At 58.9% G+C, this 20,103-nt stretch carries 29 protein-coding genes; 16 read left to right on the plus strand and 13 right to left on the minus strand.

Annotated elements, in window-relative coordinates; translation table 11 throughout:
* Nucleotides 1-15: 15 nt before the first annotated feature.
* The 3 genes from EOD29_RS22810 to EOD29_RS22820 form a co-directional block, all read right to left on the minus strand.
* Nucleotides 16-1,161, minus strand: coding sequence for a hypothetical protein (locus EOD29_RS22810; RefSeq protein WP_127247955.1), 1,146 nt, complete (start codon nucleotides 1,159-1,161; stop codon nucleotides 16-18).
* A 100-nt stretch (nucleotides 1,162-1,261) separates the two neighbouring features.
* The gene (locus tag EOD29_RS22815; RefSeq protein ID WP_066992556.1) at nucleotides 1,262-1,447 is read right to left on the minus strand and encodes a hypothetical protein; all 186 of its coding nucleotides are present in this window, start codon (nucleotides 1,445-1,447) and stop codon (nucleotides 1,262-1,264) included.
* 183 nt (nucleotides 1,448-1,630) lie between these two features.
* Entirely contained in the window at nucleotides 1,631-2,170 is a 540-nt protein-coding gene (locus EOD29_RS22820; protein WP_067319800.1) for a J domain-containing protein, read from the minus strand.
* A gap of 691 nt (nucleotides 2,171-2,861) precedes the next feature.
* Here EOD29_RS22820 and EOD29_RS22825 point away from each other — a divergent pair.
* The 7 genes from EOD29_RS22825 to EOD29_RS22855 all read left to right on the plus strand — a co-directional run bounded on the left by EOD29_RS22825 (nucleotide 2,862) and on the right by EOD29_RS22855 (nucleotide 6,849).
* Nucleotides 2,862-4,097, plus strand: a complete 1,236-nt coding sequence (locus tag EOD29_RS22825; RefSeq protein ID WP_127247956.1) for a site-specific integrase — start codon at nucleotides 2,862-2,864, stop codon at nucleotides 4,095-4,097.
* The gene (locus EOD29_RS22830; protein WP_127247957.1) at nucleotides 4,097-4,873 is read left to right on the plus strand and encodes a hypothetical protein; all 777 of its coding nucleotides are present in this window, start codon (nucleotides 4,097-4,099) and stop codon (nucleotides 4,871-4,873) included. Before EOD29_RS22825 ends, EOD29_RS22830 begins: the two co-directional genes overlap by 1 nt.
* 84 nt (nucleotides 4,874-4,957) lie before the next feature.
* Nucleotides 4,958-5,164, plus strand: coding sequence for a DNA-binding protein (locus EOD29_RS22835; protein WP_127247958.1), 207 nt, complete (start codon nucleotides 4,958-4,960; stop codon nucleotides 5,162-5,164).
* The gene (locus EOD29_RS22840) at nucleotides 5,164-5,346 is read left to right on the plus strand and encodes a hypothetical protein (protein ID WP_127247959.1); all 183 of its coding nucleotides are present in this window, start codon (nucleotides 5,164-5,166) and stop codon (nucleotides 5,344-5,346) included. The genes EOD29_RS22835 and EOD29_RS22840 overlap by 1 nt, the downstream gene beginning before the upstream one ends.
* The gene (locus tag EOD29_RS22845) at nucleotides 5,340-5,552 is read left to right on the plus strand and encodes a hypothetical protein (protein WP_127247960.1); all 213 of its coding nucleotides are present in this window, start codon (nucleotides 5,340-5,342) and stop codon (nucleotides 5,550-5,552) included. Before EOD29_RS22840 ends, EOD29_RS22845 begins: the two co-directional genes overlap by 7 nt.
* Nucleotides 5,549-5,824: a hypothetical protein gene (locus EOD29_RS22850; protein ID WP_127247961.1), complete on the plus strand. Its 276-nt coding sequence runs from the start codon at nucleotides 5,549-5,551 to the stop codon at nucleotides 5,822-5,824. Before EOD29_RS22845 ends, EOD29_RS22850 begins: the two co-directional genes overlap by 4 nt.
* Nucleotides 5,821-6,849, plus strand: coding sequence for an AAA family ATPase (locus tag EOD29_RS22855; protein WP_127247962.1), 1,029 nt, complete (start codon nucleotides 5,821-5,823; stop codon nucleotides 6,847-6,849). Before EOD29_RS22850 ends, EOD29_RS22855 begins: the two co-directional genes overlap by 4 nt.
* 277 nt (nucleotides 6,850-7,126) lie before the next feature.
* Here the strand turns inward: EOD29_RS22855 and EOD29_RS22860 are convergent, their stop codons facing one another.
* A complete protein-coding gene (locus EOD29_RS22860) occupies nucleotides 7,127-7,342 on the minus strand; it encodes a hypothetical protein (protein ID WP_127247963.1) in 216 nt (71 codons plus the stop codon).
* A 12-nt stretch (nucleotides 7,343-7,354) separates the two neighbouring features.
* Entirely contained in the window at nucleotides 7,355-7,564 is a 210-nt protein-coding gene (locus EOD29_RS22865) for a hypothetical protein (protein ID WP_127247964.1), read from the minus strand.
* 92 nt (nucleotides 7,565-7,656) lie between these two features.
* Between EOD29_RS22865 and EOD29_RS22870 the strand changes: the two genes are divergently transcribed.
* The 7 genes from EOD29_RS22870 to EOD29_RS22900 all read left to right on the plus strand — a co-directional run bounded on the left by EOD29_RS22870 (nucleotide 7,657) and on the right by EOD29_RS22900 (nucleotide 12,866).
* Nucleotides 7,657-7,983 carry a hypothetical protein gene (locus EOD29_RS22870; RefSeq protein ID WP_127247965.1) on the plus strand — a complete coding sequence of 109 codons (327 nt, stop codon included), beginning with the start codon at nucleotides 7,657-7,659 and terminating at the stop codon, nucleotides 7,981-7,983.
* Between the two features lie 97 nt (nucleotides 7,984-8,080).
* Nucleotides 8,081-9,010 carry a hypothetical protein gene (locus EOD29_RS22875; protein ID WP_127247966.1) on the plus strand — a complete coding sequence of 310 codons (930 nt, stop codon included), beginning with the start codon at nucleotides 8,081-8,083 and terminating at the stop codon, nucleotides 9,008-9,010.
* 348 nt (nucleotides 9,011-9,358) lie between these two features.
* Nucleotides 9,359-9,961: a hypothetical protein gene (locus tag EOD29_RS22880; RefSeq protein WP_127247967.1), complete on the plus strand. Its 603-nt coding sequence runs from the start codon at nucleotides 9,359-9,361 to the stop codon at nucleotides 9,959-9,961.
* Between the two features lie 92 nt (nucleotides 9,962-10,053).
* A complete protein-coding gene (locus tag EOD29_RS22885) occupies nucleotides 10,054-10,374 on the plus strand; it encodes a hypothetical protein (RefSeq protein WP_127247968.1) in 321 nt (106 codons plus the stop codon).
* An 88-nt stretch (nucleotides 10,375-10,462) separates the two neighbouring features.
* Nucleotides 10,463-10,696, plus strand: a complete 234-nt coding sequence (locus tag EOD29_RS22890) for a hypothetical protein (RefSeq protein ID WP_127247969.1) — start codon at nucleotides 10,463-10,465, stop codon at nucleotides 10,694-10,696.
* On the plus strand, nucleotides 10,696-11,589 hold the full coding sequence (locus tag EOD29_RS22895) for a hypothetical protein (protein ID WP_127247970.1): 894 nt from the start codon (nucleotides 10,696-10,698) through the stop codon (nucleotides 11,587-11,589). Before EOD29_RS22890 ends, EOD29_RS22895 begins: the two co-directional genes overlap by 1 nt.
* Nucleotides 11,586-12,866, plus strand: a complete 1,281-nt coding sequence (locus EOD29_RS22900) for a hypothetical protein (RefSeq protein ID WP_127247971.1) — start codon at nucleotides 11,586-11,588, stop codon at nucleotides 12,864-12,866. Before EOD29_RS22895 ends, EOD29_RS22900 begins: the two co-directional genes overlap by 4 nt.
* Nucleotides 12,867-12,955: 89 nt before the next feature.
* On the opposite strand, the gene EOD29_RS22905 is transcribed toward EOD29_RS22900, so the two are convergent.
* The 7 genes from EOD29_RS22905 to EOD29_RS36010 form a co-directional block, all read right to left on the minus strand.
* Complete coding sequence (locus tag EOD29_RS22905; protein WP_127247972.1) at nucleotides 12,956-13,150, minus strand: hypothetical protein; 195 nt, start codon at nucleotides 13,148-13,150, stop codon at nucleotides 12,956-12,958.
* 625 nt (nucleotides 13,151-13,775) lie between these two features.
* Nucleotides 13,776-14,570 (minus strand): hypothetical protein, encoded by a 795-nt coding sequence (locus EOD29_RS22910; protein WP_127247973.1) that lies wholly within the window; start codon nucleotides 14,568-14,570, stop codon nucleotides 13,776-13,778.
* Nucleotides 14,571-14,747: 177 nt separating this feature from the next.
* A complete protein-coding gene (locus EOD29_RS22915; RefSeq protein ID WP_127247974.1) occupies nucleotides 14,748-15,104 on the minus strand; it encodes a hypothetical protein in 357 nt (118 codons plus the stop codon).
* Between the two features lie 30 nt (nucleotides 15,105-15,134).
* Nucleotides 15,135-16,493 carry a hypothetical protein gene (locus EOD29_RS22920; protein ID WP_127247975.1) on the minus strand — a complete coding sequence of 453 codons (1,359 nt, stop codon included), beginning with the start codon at nucleotides 16,491-16,493 and terminating at the stop codon, nucleotides 15,135-15,137.
* Nucleotides 16,494-16,871: 378 nt separating this feature from the next.
* Nucleotides 16,872-17,006, minus strand: a complete 135-nt coding sequence (locus EOD29_RS37890; RefSeq protein ID WP_281059223.1) for a hypothetical protein — start codon at nucleotides 17,004-17,006, stop codon at nucleotides 16,872-16,874.
* 85 nt (nucleotides 17,007-17,091) lie between these two features.
* Complete coding sequence (locus tag EOD29_RS36005; RefSeq protein WP_164763809.1) at nucleotides 17,092-17,262, minus strand: hypothetical protein; 171 nt, start codon at nucleotides 17,260-17,262, stop codon at nucleotides 17,092-17,094.
* A gap of 234 nt (nucleotides 17,263-17,496) precedes the next feature.
* On the minus strand, nucleotides 17,497-17,658 hold the full coding sequence (locus EOD29_RS36010; protein ID WP_164763810.1) for a hypothetical protein: 162 nt from the start codon (nucleotides 17,656-17,658) through the stop codon (nucleotides 17,497-17,499).
* Between the two features lie 148 nt (nucleotides 17,659-17,806).
* Here EOD29_RS36010 and EOD29_RS22925 point away from each other — a divergent pair, with 148 nt between their 5' ends.
* Nucleotides 17,807-18,691: an RNA ligase family protein gene (locus EOD29_RS22925; protein WP_127247976.1), complete on the plus strand. Its 885-nt coding sequence runs from the start codon at nucleotides 17,807-17,809 to the stop codon at nucleotides 18,689-18,691.
* A 697-nt stretch (nucleotides 18,692-19,388) separates the two neighbouring features.
* On the plus strand, nucleotides 19,389-19,637 hold the full coding sequence (locus EOD29_RS22930; RefSeq protein ID WP_127247977.1) for a hypothetical protein: 249 nt from the start codon (nucleotides 19,389-19,391) through the stop codon (nucleotides 19,635-19,637).
* Between the two features lie 6 nt (nucleotides 19,638-19,643).
* Here the strand turns inward: EOD29_RS22930 and EOD29_RS22935 are convergent, their stop codons facing one another.
* Nucleotides 19,644-19,943 carry a helix-turn-helix transcriptional regulator gene (locus EOD29_RS22935; RefSeq protein ID WP_127247978.1) on the minus strand — a complete coding sequence of 100 codons (300 nt, stop codon included), beginning with the start codon at nucleotides 19,941-19,943 and terminating at the stop codon, nucleotides 19,644-19,646.
* Nucleotides 19,944-20,103: the final 160 nt, after the last annotated feature.

The following is a 20,103-nucleotide window of genomic DNA, read 5'->3' on the forward strand; positions in this document are numbered from 1 at the left end:
CCTGCGGCTTCAGCGTTAGCGGAACAAATATTTGGACACTTCAGGATTGCCTCGGCGCCACATCACGTTGTCCAGAAAATAGTGGTGCACGTTGATGAAGATCAGCACGATGAAGAAGAACAGCGAGGACCCGAGGACTTGCTTGTCGTAGGGGATCAAGGCAGTCATCGCCATCGGCATAAGCCAGAAGCCGAGATATCCGAGCGCACCACCCCCGACGATGAATCCCAGAACCCTAAGCCTGTAGAGAGGTCCGAGAAAGGACAGTACCTTCGGTTGCGGATTTTGTGCGGCATCCGCGACGTCGCGCTCGACGTTCGTCTGGTAGCGCCAGACCACGGCCAGATACTGCAGCGAGTGGAGCGCCGGCACCACTAGCAGCCAGAGCGGGTTTATCCTCGCAATCAGGATCCACAGATAGAGCGACGCGACATAGGCTACGATGCCGTTATACGGCAGCGCATGACCATTTCTGCGCCAGCGGTTGATCAGCATCAGAACCGTGGCCGCCGTCGAGGCGACGGCCGCCAGCAGGGCAATGTTGGTTATCCAGGAAGGGACCGCGAATGTGTAATATTCCAGGCCGTAATATTTCCCCTGGGTCACCGCCGTGTTCGTCTGGAGCCATGCCAGGATCCACACGACATAGCTGTTGACCAGCAGCACCTTCTTGTCACGATCGTCGAAGAATTTACGCTTCAGCACGGCGTCGACCATCAGCATGCCGTAGCCTTGCTTGACGTAGTGCCAACCGACGAAGAAGAACATGGCGTTGGCTGCGTATCCCAGCAGCCGAGTGTCCGCCCTTGCCGCGCCATATGCAAAGAACGCGGCCATGATCAGGGGGACGACGATGCCCGCGAAAATATAGCGAAGCTGCAGGCTCTTCTCGTATCCGTTGCCCCTCACCTTGCGCCCGAAATTGCGATAGAAAATCTGGTACGAGTGGGCGAAGTGGGGGTAGTTGACCAGATATGCCACGACGACCATGGTTGCAGCGACGAGGCCTTCATATTCGAGCGGCACCAGGAACAGGATGGGCAGGATCAGAAACGCGCTGCCGCCGAGCATGAGGAAATCGGCGACCGGGCCAAACAGATATTTGCCAGGCAGCGTCGCCGCTTTAGCGGCTGAAGCATCCACCGAAAGGTCAAGTGCCATGGTCGAGCTCTCCTTCGGGAAGGATCGAGCTTAGCCGCCACCCCGCCTGGCGACAAGGTTGGGGTGCCGCTCCAGCCTTTGCCGACGTCTCGATCCCCAGTTAGATGGAAAACTGAACGCGTTTCGGCGACTGCAGCTCGCGCCCCATCTTTGCCGCCTGAAAGATCGTCAGCAAGACCAGGATCGGCTCACCGTCTGTCGGATTGACGGTCAGGGCCACGCGGCCGAGTTCGTCACTCATGGCGCAAGTCCAGTCTTTGACGGCAATCACCTTCTTCTCGGGCAATTTATCCTCCCCTTGGGCCGCCATCCTGACGCTACCTGCCAGGTTGCACGGAACCAGGCATGGCGCGGCCGGCCCACACCGGATCGATCCTACTCGCCGGGCAACCATGGCCCCGGCGAATTCGAACACAAGCATTCGCGAATGTAAAAGCAACCGATCAGCCGGCAGTATTAGAGGGCATCGTCAAGTTGCATGATCCAGCAGCCTGGTTGCGACGGTTTCACGGCGATGCTCTGAATTGGCGCGATCGATGCCGTCTACGGTGATCGCGAACATCCCGTTTTCGATCCTTGCTATCCAGCTCTTTGCCTTCAGATACCAAAGATGAAATTCCAGATGTTCTCGCGGGCAGCCCGACAAGCGTTCGAGCTCTTCATCGCCGATGCCAGGATTGTTGACGTCCTGTCGACGTTTTACATAGAGAAGCGACAGCAGCTTGGCCTGGATGACAACGTCCCGTTCAAGCCCTTTGGCATCGCTGGCTTCTTCGGCGAGCTCGCGGCGAACGCTCAGATGGTCTCTATACTGGACATCGTATTGGGCGCGTTTGACTGGATCCTTGAGCGTATTATGGGCTTCTACGATTTCGCTGAAGCGTGACTCATTGCCGGTATCCCGATTGTCGGGATGGTAGCGCATGGCAAAGTAACGAAATATCCGCTCGATCGTTTCCGAATTCGCGTTCGGGCTGATCTCGAGCAGCTCATAGTAGTCAACGAACATAGTGGTGATTCCACAGAATCGATATTGCGACACCACTCCCCAACGGCAGCATCGCGCAACCGTCCTGCCCGCGCAAGCCGCATACCGAGCATGAGGGACTCGCCGCAAGCGATCTTGCGGAACCTGGCAGTCAGAATTCACGGAAGGCTGTTGAGCCTAGGCGGAAGGCAGCAGCGGCGCCGACAGGGTCGCTTTGGGAAGAACTCGCCGGGCGAGGCCCCCAACAACGGCCTTCAAGCCCGACGAGCTGCCGGGGATCAAACCGGCCATGTCTGCGGTGCAAAGCCGATGCCAAGCATTCCCGTCCTGAAACGAGACAGGAAGACCAAATGCCACCTGGTCGGGTCGTTTCGGCTGCCGGGCTTTCTCGGTGCCAATCACGAATCTGGCAGCCACAGATAAGCCGGGGCGTGAGAAGCGGTCTGCCGTCTCGAAGTCGAAACCTTATCTCGTTGAAATGGGTTGGAAATTTGGTGAGCGCGATGGGATTCGAACCCATGACCTACTGATTAAAAGTTCATTTCGACCCGTTTCGGCAAGGCCTTGATCCTGTTCGATATTCTCCGTGTCCGCACATTAACCTGTTGATTCGTAAAGGACATGTTTTGACAAATCATGACACCATGCGACAATGGCCGCAAGCTGATTGGTGTCGGATGAACGGACACAGTGCGGACACAGGAGCGGGGACGTGAAGCTTTCGGATGCAGTCATAAAGGCGCTGCCTACACCGGCCAGCGGAAACAAGATCACCTATGACGACGACATAAAGGGCTTTGGGGTGCGCGTCACCAAAGCCGGCGCCAAGGCATTTATCCTCAACTATCGGACGAGGTCCGGCCTGGAGCGTCGTTACACGATCGGCTCCTGCCAGGATTGGAAATATCCCGCAGCCCGCGAGGAAGCGAAGAGCCTCAAGAAGCAGATCGATGTCGGTGCTGACCCGATGGGCCAAGTCGCGGCGGCTCGGGAGGCAAAGACGATGGCCGATCTGTGTGATCGATTCGAGAGGGAGCATCTGACGAAGAAGCGGGACTCGACCGCTCGCGATTACCGCGCCCTCGTCAAAAACCATATTTTGCCGGCCCTCAAAAACAAGAAGGTGGCCGAGGTCGAGTTCACTGATATCGACGGCCTGCATCGGAAGATATCCAAGACAGCCCCTTATCTTGCCAACAGGACCGTGTCCGTCCTCTCCAAGATGTTCGGACTAGCCATCAAGTGGAAGTGGCGTCACGACAACCCGGCCAAAGGGGTCGAGCGCAACGACGAGCAGAAGCGTCACCGCTATCTGTCCCCGGCGGAACTGGCGAAACTGACAGAGGCTCTGACTGGCCTGGAGGATCAGCAGGCAGCGAACATCTTCCGGCTTCTGCTGCTCACTGGCGCGCGCCGCGGTGAAGTGCAGGCGGCGAAGTGGGAGCAATTCGACCTCACTGCCGGCGTATGGACAAAGCCGGGTTCGACCACGAAGCAGAAAACCATGCATCGGGTGCCATTGTCGGCCCCTGCCCGGTTGCTGCTCACCGAAATTCGCGAAAAGGCCAAGGATGATGCGGTTTATGTGTTCCCCGGCCGAGGCTCCGATCACCGGGTCGAAATCAAGGCGGAATGGCGGGAGCTTTGTCTTTCGGCCGGCATCGTTACCGCTGAAACCGTTCCTGACGGCAAAGGTGGCGAGAAGATCGTCTTAACCCCATCGGCCCGCATCCACGACTTACGCCACACCTACGCCTCAGTGCTGGCCAGTTCGGGCCTTTCGCTGCCGATCATCGGCGCGCTACTGGGTCACTCACAGCCGGCCACCACGGCCCGCTACAGCCACCTTATGGATGATCCACTGCGACAGGCAACGGAGCGTGTCGGATCGATCGTCATGGCCAAGACCGACGGCGCGGAAGTCAAGCCGCTGAAAGGCGGCGCGTGATGACCCGCCTCCCCTGGAAAACCCCGCAGGAAGTCCGCAATCGCGTCCTTGAACTCGCCGTGTCCAGGACTGACCCCGAGGTCTCGGTCAAGGAGATCGTCGAGAATGCCGAGCGCAATCTTGCCAATGAAACTCAGGTCTTTGCCCTGTGCGGCGCCAAGGATGCTGATCGCACACAATTCGAGGAAATTGTGAAACCTCTCCGGCGGCTCATCAGCGACTCAAACTTGGCAGTTGATCGGCTGATGATGGAGATGATCGGGTCCGGCAGTTGGATTGGTTTCGGCCGTCGCCATATGGATGCGGGAGAAGAGGTGATTCCGAACAGGTACTGGCCGTTTCTAGTTTTGAACATCAAAGAGGCCAGGGCAATCGGAGAAGGCATCGAATTTCGAGGTGTTCGGTTTTTGACATATGGTGAAATCCCGCACGACCACTCCGTGAGAGATCGCATCAGAGCCGCAAACAAGCTCCCAGACCGCGACCGTGAAGCCTCAAAACCGGTGCAGAACCCTGTTTCCCCGATCAAGAATGGCGGCCGGCGGGGCCGGAAAAAAGTAGCTGACTGGGATGCCTATTACCTCGCCTTCAAGACAAAGATAGCGGCCGACGGTTTCCCAGATGAGCTCAACGATGTCGGTTGGAATAAGCAGGCCGACGTCGAGCGGTGGGTAACTGATTTGCTGGAACGCGAAGGCTATTCCGCGGCAAATTCCACGGTCAGAGGGCATGTGGTCGCCTTCCTCGAAAGGGCAAGGTCAGAAATTCAAAACTGACCTTTTCTGACCATTTCCGGCCGCGCTCTATGGGCGTCCGAACTTAGGCTCTCGCTGTCAACTCATCGAAAGGAGTGTCAGCGAATGAGCCTGCTTGACGATTATCTCGACCGCCCTGCCCTCGCCAAAGAATTGCGAGTGAGCGAGCGCACGTTGATACGATGGCAGCGTCTGCCGGACGGCTTGCCCTACGTCGAACTCGGCGGCCGCATCCTCTACCGAGTGCCTTCCGTCAAAGCCTGGATTGAAGCGCTTGAGCGCAGGCCGAACCCTCGCCGGAGGGCCGCCTAATGCAGACCGACCTCGAACCAAACGAAATCATCCGGCAAGCTGCCGAGTTTATTGCCAGCCCGCGCGAGCACAGCGGCCGCGCGACGATACCCGAAGTTCGGGAACGCTGCGGCCTGACCACACCTCAGGCTATTGAGGCTTTGCGATTGGCAAACGCCCTCAGGCTTGCGAGGGCATGCTGATGGAGCATCGTAAAAAGCGAAAACCGGCCTCTCTCAAGACCGGCTCGCTGGAAATATCGAAAAGCTTGGCGGCAGTCGATACCAGCGACATTACCGAGGCACTGACCAACTTTCAAGCGCTCCGGATCCGCCAGCGCTTTCCGATGTCGATGTCGGTGGCGATCACGACTGCCCGTCTCGCCTATGGAAACGGGGGCGCCGCATGATCATTCGGCCCAACGTTCCAGGCGTCGAGGAAATGTTCATTGATGCGGCCGTCCGACACCTGACCGCGGCCCGCAATCACCTTCAATGCGCGGTGCTTCACTTCGATGACGCGGGCTACGAGCACGACCCGACCGCACGGTTGCACAGCTACGTCGCCGGCATCGTGGCCGAGTTCAACGACAGGCCTTGGCGGCCAGTGCCGCCGGCGACACCAACGCACATTGCTGAGGCCGCGAGAGAGTACCGCCGCATTTCGAGGAGGAGCTATTGAGCGACAACAAGCTCCGGTTCCTCTCGTACGAGGACATGTGCAATCTGCCCGAGCCCGAGTGGCTGGTCGAAGGCCTAATTCAGAAGCGATCGACCGCCCTGATGTTCGGGAAGTCCAACAGCTTCAAGTCCTTCCTGGCCATCGATATCGGCTTAAGTGTTGATACCGGGCAGGACTGGCACGGCAACGCCGCGGGCGCCGGGAGCATCGTTTCGAGCGGTGGAGTCCTATTTGTCGCCACCGAGGGCGCGAACGGTGTCGGCCGGCTTCGTATCCCAGGCTGGTACGATCACCACCGCATCGAGGATGTCTATCGCAGAGCCTTCCTCTATCCGAAGGAGATCCGGCTGGATGTCGTCGATGATGTCACCTGCCTGATCGAGACGATGAAGAGCGGATGGCCCTTTGCCCTCGTCGTGCTCGACATCTTCGGCGGCACCATGGCCGGATCCGAAGTCGAGGATAAGACGGCCAGGGCTTGGGTGCAGGGCATCCAACGCATTCTGCGGGAAACCGGCGCCTCTGTCCTGACGGTGGCGCATACAGGCTGGCAAGATGACAGCCGCGCTCGAATGCATACCCACTTCTGGGGCAGCTTCGACACCCGCCTGAAGGTCGAGGGCGACAAGGAAGCCATGACGGCAACCTTGACGGTCGAAAGGCACAAAGACGCCGACAGCAACGGTTCCTGGGGCTTCCGCATGGTGCAGTCGTGCGAAACGCTCGTCCCCGAGCTAGACGTCACGGTGAAGGCCGACCGCAAGAGGACACTCTCGGCAAAGAACCGAGCGGCGCTCAATGCTCTCGATGATGCCTTGGCCGAAGCGGGCGAGAAGAAGGTCGGGGCGGATTGGCCACCATGCAACGTGGTGCGCATCGATACGTGGCGCCAACACTTTTACCGCCACTCGGCCGACGACACAACGGACGCCAAGAAGAAGGCTTTCCAAAGAGCCCGCGACGCACTGAGGGAGCATGGTCAGGTCCAGTTCTATGACGACCATGCTTGGCGCTGTCATGGGTAGGTCGGCCGGGACCGGGACATCGGGACATGTCTATAGACACATGTCCCGTTTGTCCCGCCTTCCCGTAACCGGGACAGACCGGGACGTGTCCCGCAATGTCCCGCCTTGTCCCGTTCAGGTTAGATTTCTTCAGAAAGGTTTTAGACAAAACATTTCTGGGTTTGGGAGAGCGCGCTCGACGCTTCCTCATGGCTATGAAGCCGCCGAGCCCAGATATGTCGGCGCTCTTCCTCCAGAGTCCGATGGTCTGCTCCGCTTCGAGGCGAAGAAAGCCTACCTAACTGCGGAACATTGCGCCGCGGAAAGCTTCAATGGCGGTAGCCTGGGTGACGTCGACCAACTCGGCCGCGGCGCGTTCAACTTCGTCGGCCAGGTGATCCACCTTCTTCATCCGCTTCGCAATCCGGTCATGAAGCATCGAAAGCCGAGCGGCTCGGTGGAGAGCGGCGCGCTCTTCGTAGTGCGAGTCAAGCGGTGCGAACAGCATCGACATCGTGTTGGTTCCTCAATGCGGGTTGGTGGGCGCTATCTTGAGCAGCCGCCGCCGGGCTGCTTTCGCTCGCGCTTGCCCGGCACGTATGCGGCAGCAAAGCGCGACACTGATCGCAAGACCGTGGTTTTCGTTGAGCATGGTCTCTGCCTCCTGGAGGGAGAGTTCGGCGCGCTTCGCCCGCTGTCTGGCGACCGCCATTTCCAAATTCAAAAGTTCGACCATTCCTCTGCGTCCTGGGTTGCAATCCCTTCCATTAGCAAACCCTCATTTGCCACATTGGTTCCGATTTGCCGGCTTGCCGCTGGGAGGGCAGCATGACGGCTCCAGATCCACAACTCGAAGCCTATGTCGCCGCGGCAGAAGCCGCGCTGGCGGACCTCCGCCGCTACATCGGACGCGATGCGATCGCCGCCGCCGTCGCTCAAGAAGAGGAACCCACAGCGCCGTTCCCGGAGCCTGATCGACGCCCCGAATTGATCGGCAAGGATTGGATCGAGGCGGGAGAAGCAGCGAGCCGGTTCAACATCTCGAAATCGAAGGTCCGAAGGTTATGCCGGGATGACGACCGATTGTCGTGGAAGGTCGTTGGCCGCTGGTACGTGTCTGTCCCTGGCATGAGAGCAACGCTAGGCTTCCAGTAGCGTGTACGTTTTGAACGTTTTGGACGTTTCCGCCGGTTGGGGATGGACGTTTCGAAGCTCATCTTCACGGCATCGAAACCCAATGAGGCGAAGCGCCGTGATCCAAAGCATCCTCAAGAGCATCCGCGGCCAGGCAAAGAGCGTTGCCGACCTGGAGCGCGCACTGGCACAGATCGACGTCCCGCGCCTCGAAGCCGATGCCGAAAAGCTGGAGGACGATCGGCGCCAGACCTTGCTTGATGGCACCGACAAGGATGTCGAAGCGGTCGAGCGCAAGATCGAGATCGCCAACCGCGAGATCGAACGCGCTTATGCCGCCAGGTCCGAACTTGAGCGCCGGATCGAGCAGGCCCGCAATGCTGAGGCAGAGCAAGTCAAGATTGCTCGATACGATGCGGCCAAGGCCCAAGCCGATGCCGCAGCCAAGGAACTGCGAAAGGCTTATCCCGACATCGGCAAGCGCTTCGTAGCTCTGCTGCAGACGATCGCCGCGGCGCAGATCGCGGTCGAGGAGGCCAATCGCAATCTGCCAGACGGCGCGACGCCTCTGCAGGATCCAGAAGTGGTGGTGCGCGCCAAGCTCGGCGAGCCTGAGAAAACAATCAGCGAAGAACCCGTCGACGTATGGTGCTATTCGAATGCGCGAGACATCCAAGTTCTCCCCGAGGACGAGCAGGTTGAACTGAACGCGAAGTATCGCGGCTCTGCCCAGGGAGTCATTTCGAGTGGCAGCGCTGGCGGCTTTACCACTGTTACCCGGCGCCGCCTCATCCGCAGAAGCTACGTCCCTCGCACCACCAACGTGTTGCCCGCACGCCTAGCGGCCGTTGCCCTGCCGGGTCTCAAGGTCGGTGATCCCGCATTCTGGGACGCGCCAGCCTATAGCGATGCCCGGACAGTCCTTGCCATTCTGGCACGCCTTGCCGATGCCCGCCCGGCGCCTGCGATCAACGCGGCGGACCTTATCGTCGAGTACGTAGATCCACCGAATGCCGAGCCTATCCCCATGGCCGAGGCGGCCGAGTGATTCACGTGGAGATCCTTTCATCGCTATTCGACCGGACGGTTGGCGCTGCCCGGTCTCAACCATGCTCGACCGTGGCTGCGGGGCCGTCCGGTTGGCTAGGGCTCGGCACTGTCTCTTCTCCGGTGCCGGGCCCGACCTCATTCATGAAAGGCGCGGCCGCGGTTTCCTTTCTCGCGGTCATGCGTCGCAGCCAGATCGGATTCGGCCCCGGTCTGGCTGCATCGACATTCCGAGCAACGAGGGGGTCCTCCCAAAAACATAGCAACCATAGCGGGTCGGCGCAGCACTTCGAAGCTCTAGCGCCAGATTTCAAAACTTTACTGCCGTTTCCGTTTCGAGGCTGAACCCATGAATTTCATGACGTTGACAGTCACGGGACGGCAATTGGGCGATGTCCTCGACCTCACAGACCGGCGTGTTCGCCAGTTAGTCGAGGAAGGCGTGTTTCGCCGTGATGGCCGCAACCAATACCCACTGCGGGACTCGGTGCTAGCCTATCTTTCGGCCGCGGCGAAGGACGATGACGACGAGCTTCGAACCGAGAAAATCGCGCTCATCCGTGCACAGCGTCGCCGTATCGAACTGGAGAATGCGGCCAAGGAAGGAACAGCCGGCGAGATTGCATACCAGGACGCGGTGATCGCGGTGGTGTGCTCGTGGTGGCACTTACACATCCGGCCACTCGCGACGTGGCTGCAGGACGACTTGCGGGCCCGAAACGTGGCCGACAGCAACGTGATCGCTGGCACGGTCCAGGGCTGGCTCATCAGCCTTCGCCACGAGGGCGAGGAATTGCTCTTGGCTGCCGCGGACAAGGCCCGTCGCTCGGGCATCATCATTACCACCGACAACGACCTCGCAGCGCTGCTGTCGCGGTCATCCACGGGCGAAGACGAAGCAGCCGCAGAGTCGGCACCGTCTCGTCGCAGCAAGAAAGGTAAATCGAAATGACCATTCCCAATCACTGGCCATCACATTGGCGCCGCGCTGCTGCCGGCGACCACAGCGGCCTTACCTGCTTCGAGGACAATGTCCGGTTCTTCATGGAAGCAAACAACCGCTCGCCTCACTGGCGGTATTTCAGCGAGGCTGAACGGGATCAGCTCGTGGATCTGAGCTGTGATGTCGCGCATCTCGCAGAGGCATTCCACGAAGCCATGGACATCGTCATCTATGGCCAGACCAAGCCCCGGCAGGTGGTTTCCACTTCGCACCCATCCTTCTCCGAATTTCGCCTCCACGAGCGAGCGGCACGGTCGGGACAGAAGCAATCGACTGCGACATCCTGGGATGCGGCGATTGCCAAAGCGAACGCCGGCTTCAGCGGCATGGCGCGGCATATCTACGCCGGCCGCAAGGCTTGATCATGCCAGTCTTGGCCTTCGTCGCTTCGCTGGTCGTCCTCGGCGCGCTGGTGCTTCATTGAAAGGGAGTTTGCGGTAAATGGATGAATTGACAGAACTGCGCGCTGCTCTCGCCGATGCCGGCAAGCTCGACGTTTTGACTGCTCAGGCCGAAGCTTGGATGACAGCGTCGCCTGAAGAGCGCGTGGCTATCCTCGCCGACGTCCGGCAGCGCGGCCACGTGGATCGGCTGATCGATGGCTTGCGGGCCGCACAACACTTTCACGAATGCTCGGCGGAAATGTTTAGCGAGGTGCTGCAGCAGATCGAGGCTGCGCGCTGATGGCACAGTCTTTCGGCTCCGTCGCGCATCCGGTCGACCTTGGTCCCTTCAGCCGCATCACCGGCGTGCATTGGAACACCGACCGCTACATCGCCTTCCGGCTCGACATCGCGCGCCGCTCGGTGGTCAAGAATTATCCCTATCCGGCCGCCGCGATTGGCGAAGTGGTCCACGGCGAGCAGCCCTGGGACTGGACGGCCGTCGCGGAAGAATCGCCGCTCGATGCCAACCCGACCACGCCCAACGCTGTGGAGTACATTACTGGTTTCCAATACGAATATCTCGGCGCCACGCATCCCGGCCCCGGCTATGGCTGCTACAGGCAGCGCAATGGCGAGAGCGGATGGATCCCGACAAACATGGACGACGTGACGGGCCTGCCGAGCCTGCCTGATGTCCATTCGCTGGAGCCCTGGACGGTGGTTATGTGTGCGCTTGGCACGACCCATACGATCTTCAGCTGGTGGCCGCGCGCCGAATATCAGCCGATCGGCGGTGAGGCCCTGGCGATCACGGTGCCGACCCGCGGCGGCGGCGAGGTGTTCCATGGCGTCGCCGGCGCCACGCTGCAGATGCGCGGAACGACCTTCACGGACGGGCCGCTGCAGGGCACGGGCTTCTTTGGCGGCACCGATGGCACCGTGGGGCGAACCCCATACGACAACGGGACCTACTACTGCAAATACGGCGTGACCAACGTGTGGACCGAGGCCGGCGATGGCATGAACTATACCTTCTCACCCCTGTCGATCGATGTGTCGGCCATCCGCGTCACCTACAAGGGCCGGACCTACAAGGGAATCGGCGCGGCACTCGTCCCCGACCCCTCGGACGCGCCGACGACGCCCGGCAATCTTTGGATTCTCACCGAACGAGAGGACGTCGCTCCATGATGCCAGGTGTCGCAGCTCAACCGCTAACCAGGCGGCAGACCCGCCCGGGCTGGGTTCCGTGGGACGCCATTGCGTTCCTCGATTTCGTCAACGGCCGCTATTTCGCCGGCTCGGCGCAGCGCGCCATTGCGACCTTACTAGGCGGCGACTTTGATCCCGGGGCAATCTCGGCATCCGGCATGCGCATCACGCCATCCAACGGGAATCGGCCGAAGGCAATCGGAGCCCTTTTCTGTGACATGGCAGCTGCGGTTGAAACTGGCGGCACCGTTGTTTTCAAGTTCGAGTCCGCCATTGATCCCAGCGGCTTCCTGATGTTCATTGCCGACGGGCCAAACCTGGATCTCGCCGACGAGGCCATCATCGTCGCAGTGGGCGAGCTTAATGACAATTGGGACCTGCTCATCGACGATAGCGTGACCGGAGCGGGCACCCACAAGATCGCCTTGACGCTGGCCCGCGATGTCGGCGGCGGCGATTTCGAATATGCCCTATGCCATGATGGCAACTCGGCATTGACGCAGACCGTGAGCTATGTCTCGCATGCCCTGCCCGTCGACACCATCCTGATCGGCCACGACGGCGTGGGCACCGGCAACTCGCTGAACGACATTTATATCCGCTCGATCACGCTCTATCCGCCCAAACTTCCCGCAGATCTGCCGACGATCGAGACCGTGTGGGATCTCGATTTCCTCACTGAGGTCTACACCAAGGATGACTCCACGGTCGCGCTGGCCGATATCATCGACAAGCCGGAGCGTGTCGGCGCCAGCGGTCTGGAGATTGTAGCAGATCCCGACCCCGACGGTTACGTGCTGGCGGCCGGCGATCTCCTGGCCGATTTCGTGTCTTTGGATTGGACCGTCGTCATCGAGTGGGAAGAATTGTCGTCGACCAGCTTCAGTGAAATCCTCGTTCTGCAAGACTTGGCGGACGGCGCCCATAGCCTCTGGCTAGAGAACGCCATGGGCAGCGGCTCGCCCAATCTCAACGTTGCCGAAGACGCAATCATCGGCAGAGACCTCGTCGATGAGACGCTCTATGGGGCTGGCGCTCACAAGCTGGCGCTCACCAGAACGGCCAGTCGAATCGCCATATCGGTGGATGGCGGCGCCGCTATCGTCAACACGACGCCTGAAACCTCGGGCAACCCTATAGACACGGCTGGCTTTGGTGGCTTTCCCGGTTACGGCACGGTCAATGGTTTCTATGTCCGGAGCTTTCGGCTGATGCCGCCCGTGGCCGACTCACTGCTACCTTCGCTGAGCACCTGATCGCGGCCATGCAGGATCCAGGCCATGACGCTCGCGCTTTCTGGCCTTCATGGGCTCCGCTCAGCTTACGCAGCGCTCCCGATAGTGCCTTAGTTTTCAGGCTGGCCGTCGACGAAGTTGACCCATTTGAACTGAACGTCGAAGATCGAGATGGCAGGATATTGGGCGTGGAAGTCGTCAATTGCAGCCTTTGAGAATTCGCCGAACTGCCAGGGTTCCTGGTTCGGAAAATCCAAGCGATAAATAATGCTGCTGTCTTGCCAGACCTGAAACTCTGCTCTCACGTCGATCTCCTTCTGTTGCGTGAGCCGCATCTATGTACGGTTCGCGGGGCCCAGCAAGCCTGCCAGCGATTAGATATGAGGTTTCCTAACGTTGCGTACGCGGTCATGCCGGGGGCACCAGGGGGCGATCGAGACCAGGGCGGCATACCTTCGGCCTATTTCGGAGCCGCTCGTAACAGGAAGATTTGTGCAGGCCCGTAATGCATAAGGAACTCGTAACCCAAGATCTCAAACCAGCGTCGAACGTCGTCCCGGCCAGACCAATTGGACGCCACAAGAGGTACATTCCCGAGCCTCTTCTGCAAATCCCGGACATATCGGGCCATGGGCCGAACGTACTTGGCTTCGAAGAATGCCTCCGGTGCAGCGAATCCGGTGTGAGCGTCCCCATTTTGGAATTGCCACCTAACGAGCGCTAAGGGCGCGCCCTCACTGATGAGGAGTGTATCGGCACGATTCTCTTTAATGGCCTTGCGAAACCCGTTTCTAGCTTTTCGGAGCGCATCTTCGAGTGTGGCGTTAGGATCACCTTGGTGGCGCTCTGACGTCAAATATTCCGATGAAAGGCGATCGGCGATGACGTCAAAAATGCGAGGCAAATCGACTTGGGCGGACCGACGAATGATCATTGAGTATCGCTCGCGCTTCTGTCGTCCTGGGCGATCTCGGCCTGCATGCGCCGAATAAATTCTTCAGTCGGCTGGTCGGTCGATTCGTGCCAATCGGCCGGATAGAATGTGAATTTGGTCATGAAGATGGCGCCAAGCAACAGCGCCCAAACTGTCACTGCCACCGCCAGGGAAGCTATTGCTTTGGCAACCCACCTAGTGTCAGACCATATAGCGTCGAAGAACACCCGGCCGACCATGAGGGCTGGGTAAAGGTACATCGCCGCGGACACTAGTAGCGCGACGATCCCTAACATGGTGACCGCTATCCTCTGACCTCGGCCTGACTTTTGGCCATACAACCTCGGCACGATCGCATCACCCCAGAGGTTATGAGCCATTTTGTCGACAAGCAGCAGCGGGAAATTTTGGATTTTGATCTGGCTTCCGATCTTCAGAAGAATGCGAAATATAATCTGATCATCGATGAAGGCAAACGTAGTATTGAGGAGAGCTCCTGCCGTCATCAGCGAGATGATCGGCGCGAGATCCTTTGTAATCTGTAGCGTCAAACCGCCATAAGTGAAACTGCTGCCTGAGATTAGATCGAAAAAAGCCAGCACCGTCGCAAGCACGAACGCTTGGCTCGACGCTTTGCCGAGGCGTCCTATAGTTTCCATCCGGCGCGCTGTTATGCCGTCAAGAAACTCGGACTGGTAAAACCGATTTCCAAAATCTCTTGCGAGGAACGACTGAAAAGTGAGCGCGCTTCGCTCGATCAGCGACATTCTCGTATACTGCTTGTCAGCCATATCTGCCTCCCCCGGTCGTCGCCCGACAATTGCGCAAGCTAACGCCCTGCACAAGCCGGCTCCCCAGTGGAAAGTCCATGAAGATTGCTGCGAACGGCAAGACCCATAGCCGCCCCAAACGCTCAGCCGCACAGAGAACGCACCAGAGCAGGGACGCAGTAGGGGAGCGGAACGATGCTAATTCGGGATCTCAAAATCCACGTCGACGAGCTGAAGCTTGCCGATAAAATCCTTCGCAACGGTGGCCGTGATCGTCATCTTGCACGCGTCCGAGGGGAGCGGTGTCGCACAGTAGCGCAGGATGAAGCGCATATCGTTCATATCCTGCCACGGCTCGTGAACGGTAATATATTGCCCGTCCAAAATAGCGACCGCGTACTCCTGGGTAGCCCCGTAGATCGTCACATCATGGATACGGAACTGCTGCCCGATCTCCGATTTCCAGTCGACCAAAAAGTCCACCGGGTCAATGGGCTTGTCCTGGGCGGAAGCTCCTGTGGTGACAAGCACGAGCAACAAGACTGCGTACCTCATGCGATTCCCCCTCTGCTAGTGATGCGGGCGCTATTTGGTTTTTGCGGCGCTATTTGGTTTTCCGCCTACTGGAACAATAAGCGGAGAGATGGCCGCATCCTCCGGGCCGAATGTAATGTCGACCCAATCATCATCGTCCGGATATCCTTCGATGAAGTCGATCTTTGTAATTGTTCTTCCTTCCTTTGCGAACTGAGCAAATATCTCTGAAGCTCGGGGATGTCGGCTGTCCTCGCCGTCTAGAATCTCTAACGCAGATCCCCCTGCAAGGATTTGCGCCAGCGACCTCGCTGGAATTCGTATCTTGCTGTGTCCAAAAATCGTCATCCCGCCTCGGAAGCCCGAATTACTTCCCGTCTTCATTCGGTTGCCGTACGCCGATTCTATATTCTGAAGCGGGGGATCCAGTTGATGCAGCGCTTCGCGAACTAGGATCTCGACTAAGTGCCGAAGCGAGGCCTCTCTCGCGATCACGCTGTAACTAACAGTGTATCTCGTTTCTCCGTCACCGCGAAGGGAGCGGGGCAACAGAACGGACCCGAAGGAAGAAGAACGCGACGGCTGCTCGTACTTTTGGACCGTGAAGAGCACGATGAAGTCGAGCTTGCTGCTCCGCGCGATATACCGGTTCGCGATATCGTGAATCGGCAATGTTCTGTATGGCGATCCTTTAGTCCAAAGGTCTGAACCTCCGTCGCATAGATACACACCTCTGATTGCTCCGGCGGGCACCGAACTCAGCTGCTTGCCTGCAGTATCAAGTGCGCCCTTTGCGACGGAATCGACGTTGTGGTCGTGCTTTCGATGAGTTGTGAACGTCGAGAAATTTGCTCCGATCAGCGGCATGTCCTTGTAGCGGGTTGGAGCGAAAGTGACCGTGGTCTCTACACCCTCGAAAAAAAGGCTATGGGAAAACGGCGAAGCGAAGTCGCCACCTCGCCTGAGCAGATCGTTGGCCAGAGTTTTTGCAATCTTTGAGATATCGTTTTTAGGCGGCAGGACAGGAACGTGCACAGTTTGGCCATCGATTTTCTCCCGGCGAGATCCGAACTTCACATTGAAATCACCATGCACGGGTAGGCGTCGAACAATCTGTTCCCTGAAGGAGTCCATAAAAAATCCGACCGGATACAGGTCGTGCGCGTGGTCGTCAGAAATGGCCTTGACGTCGACGTACATGGAGTAATCGGGGAGATGGATATCTGGTCGTTTGCCATCCGCAAGAAGGGTTTCGTGCTTGGCTCCGTGTGCGAGGAGGTGCCCTACAAACAGATAGAGTTCCCAAACCTCCGGAATCCCATTCCTGTTGGGCTTGTCGACATTCGTCGCCAGTTTGCGCAATTGATCGGCGGGCACGTGCGGCGCAGCCGTGTTGATCAACTTCTGCAAGGTTCGCCTGGAGAAGATTAGCATTGTTGATGCCTATCGCGACGGCCGACGGCCGATAGCGATCAATAATTTCTCACCTTTGTTCGGCCAGTCGCCGCGATTGATGATCTTCTCACGGGATACAGTCTTAAGGCGTTCCTGGTAGACGCCTCCAGCGATTATCATCAAAACGATCAGGTAAAGCCACCACGGTAGGCCTGGGATGAAAACCATAGGCCGCCAGTCATGATGCCGGCCGCAATAAGAGCCTCGGCATACAGCTTGTCCGTTTCTTTCATCGGAGCCCCTCCAAAGTCTTCCCCAAGGGCAGCATCGCGCAACCGTGGCGCGCACGCAAGTGGGCTCCGAAGGGAAGTGGATTGACGATTTCGCGCGGTGTTAGGAGAGCAGCGGCAGGGAACGCGGGCTGGCGGTCTGCCAGAGCTTTAATGGGTCTTCATCGCCCGATGATGCGGCATGCCAGCTTTCCTCGAACTCGACGACACCGCCGCCGTCATAGGCACCCGTCCGCATCGGGCACGTCCTGCTCGACAATGAAGACCTTCTCCGGACTTCCAGGGCGAGTGCGCGCCCAGAGGCCCGTCCTCGGAGTTAGCGTTCACTGGTCGAGCGGGTTGTGGAAATGGATAGTGGGGTCTCTCCAGCCGCCGGCCGTCTGCAAGGACGCAAAGCTGCGTTCGATGTCCGCGGTATAGGCGCTGTCATTGGCAAAGTGGTCCCAAAGGACCAATCCAACAAACAGGGCGATAACGACCAAAGGCCACCGCATAGGACCCTCCCTCAAGGCTCCTCGCAAAGGGCATTATCTTCCTCCGTTGCTCTATTTACAAGCATTGCCTAATATAATGGCAAACCCGCCGGGCGAGGCCCCGCAACCTCGAGCCCGACGAGTTTGCAACCCGATGAGGAATGCGACCGGGGCCGGGATCAGCCGGCAACCTTTCTCAATGCAAGACCTGTGCCAGCGTTGTAGTCCTGCAATGAGACAGAGCGGAGAGGAGGGCTAGCCGGCGATCAGTCGGCTGCCGACGGTGATGCCAAGCCCGATAGCAACGCCCACCAGAAACTTGCCGGCAGCATCTAGGGCAATGACGCGGACCTTGGCCCCAAAATCGCTCTGGGGCTTCCTGAGGGCAATGGCGATATCGTCGAAGATTGCGTCCATGGGTTGAATCCTAGATCGAAACCGCGAATCTGTGAATCCCCTTTTGTTCCCCCCTCAAACCTCCATTAGCAATCTCTCATACAATTTGGCTAAAATACGAGGAACCCTAAGGCCTTCAACGGCTTGAGTCCGGTTCGGAGTCGAGTGCATGAGTCAACATAGAGAGCGGCTGAAGTTCATCAGGCCGCTTGAGCCCTTCCAGGTCGAGACGCCACCGATCAGCGACGACTGGCTGCACGAGATCAAATACGACGGCTTTCGAACCCAGCTGGTGCTCGACTGGGCTGGCGCGCGTGCCTTCTCTCGAAATGGGCATGACTGGTCCAAACGCTACTGGCCTATCGTCGCTGCAGCCGAGAAACTGCCCGCCAAGACCTTCATCATCGATGGGGAAATGATCGCGCCGGAGCCAGACGGCCGTCCTAACTTCCACCAGATGCATTCGCGGATGGTGTGGAATGCCGAACAGCTCGCATTCGTCGCTTTCGATCTGCTCCACCTCGACGGCCAGGATCTCCGTTCGCTGCCGCTGATCGAGCGCAAGGCGAAGCTCTGGAATCTCGTCAAACCGGCCAAAGGAATCATCCAGTATTCCGATCACGTCGAAGGCAACGGCGCCGAGTTCTTCGAGCAGGTCGAGAAGATGGGCCTCGAAGGCATGGTCTCGAAACGGCGGGAAAGCCCTTATCGAAGCGGGAAGGTCGATGCCTGGGTCAAATGCAAGTGCTGGGACGTGGGCGACTTCGAACTGCTGGGCATCAAGCGGGAGCCTGGGAAGCCAGCAGCAGCCATCATGGCGCGCGGTGGCCGGTATGCCGGCACGGCTGCTGTGACGCTTCCCAAGGGCCTCAGGGAGCGTCTGTGGAAGCGTGTCCAGGAGGCCAGAGCCTCGAAGCCGGCCCAGCGGGTACCGAGCGCCTTTGCCGATGATGTCGAGTGGGTCAAACCGGGCATCACCGGCCGGGTAAAGTTCCTTCGAGGCGAACACACGCTCCGCCATGCGACGCTGCAGGACTTCGAGGAAGGAACCTGACCTTTTGGAACAATCATTGAACCAGCGCAGTTTGGGAGCGCGGCGGGCAAACTCCCCCTCCTCCCGCCGGTCGGGGTGCTCCAAGGTCCTCGACGAAGAGCCCGCTCGCGTCCCCAATCCCCGGCGGGCTCTTTCATGTCTATCAAATGCCCGTCAGCGCATCGAAAACCGGGTTATTTCCCAACCCGGTTTTTGGTTCCTGGCAGGAGGAAGGGACTCTCAGTCGTCGGGATCTGTTCTACTTCAAGCGGCTTATTTCGCAATCGCGCCTACGGGAGGCCGGGAACATTCTACCAGCCGTCCCGGTTAAGTGTCGCGGCGTGTGTCTCCGGCACGAGGTTCACCCGCCGCGCTGGGGCGCTCCCCCACGGGAGCCCGTTCGACCCCCTCAGGCGAGCGGGCTCTTGCCTCTGAGCTTCCAACGCCACAGTCCGCATTCGCTCGCGCACTTTGAATTATTTGATTGATCTGCTTGCGAAGGCTCAAGCCACCAATCATCTGACGAATGTCGTAGCCTTCGTTTTTGATCTTTGTACGCACCTCACCAAAATTGGCGTAAACGCCAGACTTGGCGAGTTCGAATGCGCGCTCAAGGGTCGTTTTCCTGTGATCCATAGCAGCGCTGAGCATACAGGAGTTTGGGGAAGGCTGCGCCTCAAATTTCAATCCGAGACACAACCAGCCTACATGACCGGGCATGGGTAACGGCTGGACCATTCAGGAGCTGATTGACGCGGGCATGTCCGTCACGGGCGGCTGCCTGGACTGCCATCGACATCAAAAGCTCGATCTGCCGGCGCTCCGCGACCGCTTCGGCGCTGATGCTCCCGCCATGGAATGGGACTTGAAGCCGAGGATGAAATGCGCTGTCTGCGGCGGCAAGCGGATCACGCTGACCTATTCTCGGGACACGCGCCCGAAAGACCTTCACCGCAAGAAAGCGTAGGGTGTTTCAGGGCGCGCGTTTCGTCTGCCGGCGTCGCCACATCCTATTGTCCGTCTGGCGATCATCATTCGGACATTCGGAGCCAGGTAGCATTGGCCCTTCGGGGCTAAATACAATTCCCGCATTCTCCAGGGCGTGGCGGATAGCGGCAACATGGCGGGGATTCGGGTTCTTCGACCCGTTCTCAAATTCGATGATCGTTGGTTCGCTAATATGCGCTCTGGCAGCGAGCCGCACTCGCGACCAGCTCAACAGAGCTCGTGCGGCTTTTGATTGTTCCCCCGACAGTAGGGCTCGTCTGTGCATAGGCGTTGAACATTCAACGTCCCTAAAATATGCCGTCGGCTTCCTCAGGGGTCCTCAAATATTCGTGAGCCCGCGCCCACCAGGCTGAGCACTGTACGCGCGAATGCGGTTGCCAATATGATGGCCCGCTGCCCAGCCGCCATGTTAATTTAGACAGACA

The sequence above is a fragment of the Mesorhizobium sp. M1A.T.Ca.IN.004.03.1.1 genome (assembly GCF_003997555.1).
Lineage (GTDB): Bacteria > Pseudomonadota > Alphaproteobacteria > Rhizobiales > Rhizobiaceae > Mesorhizobium.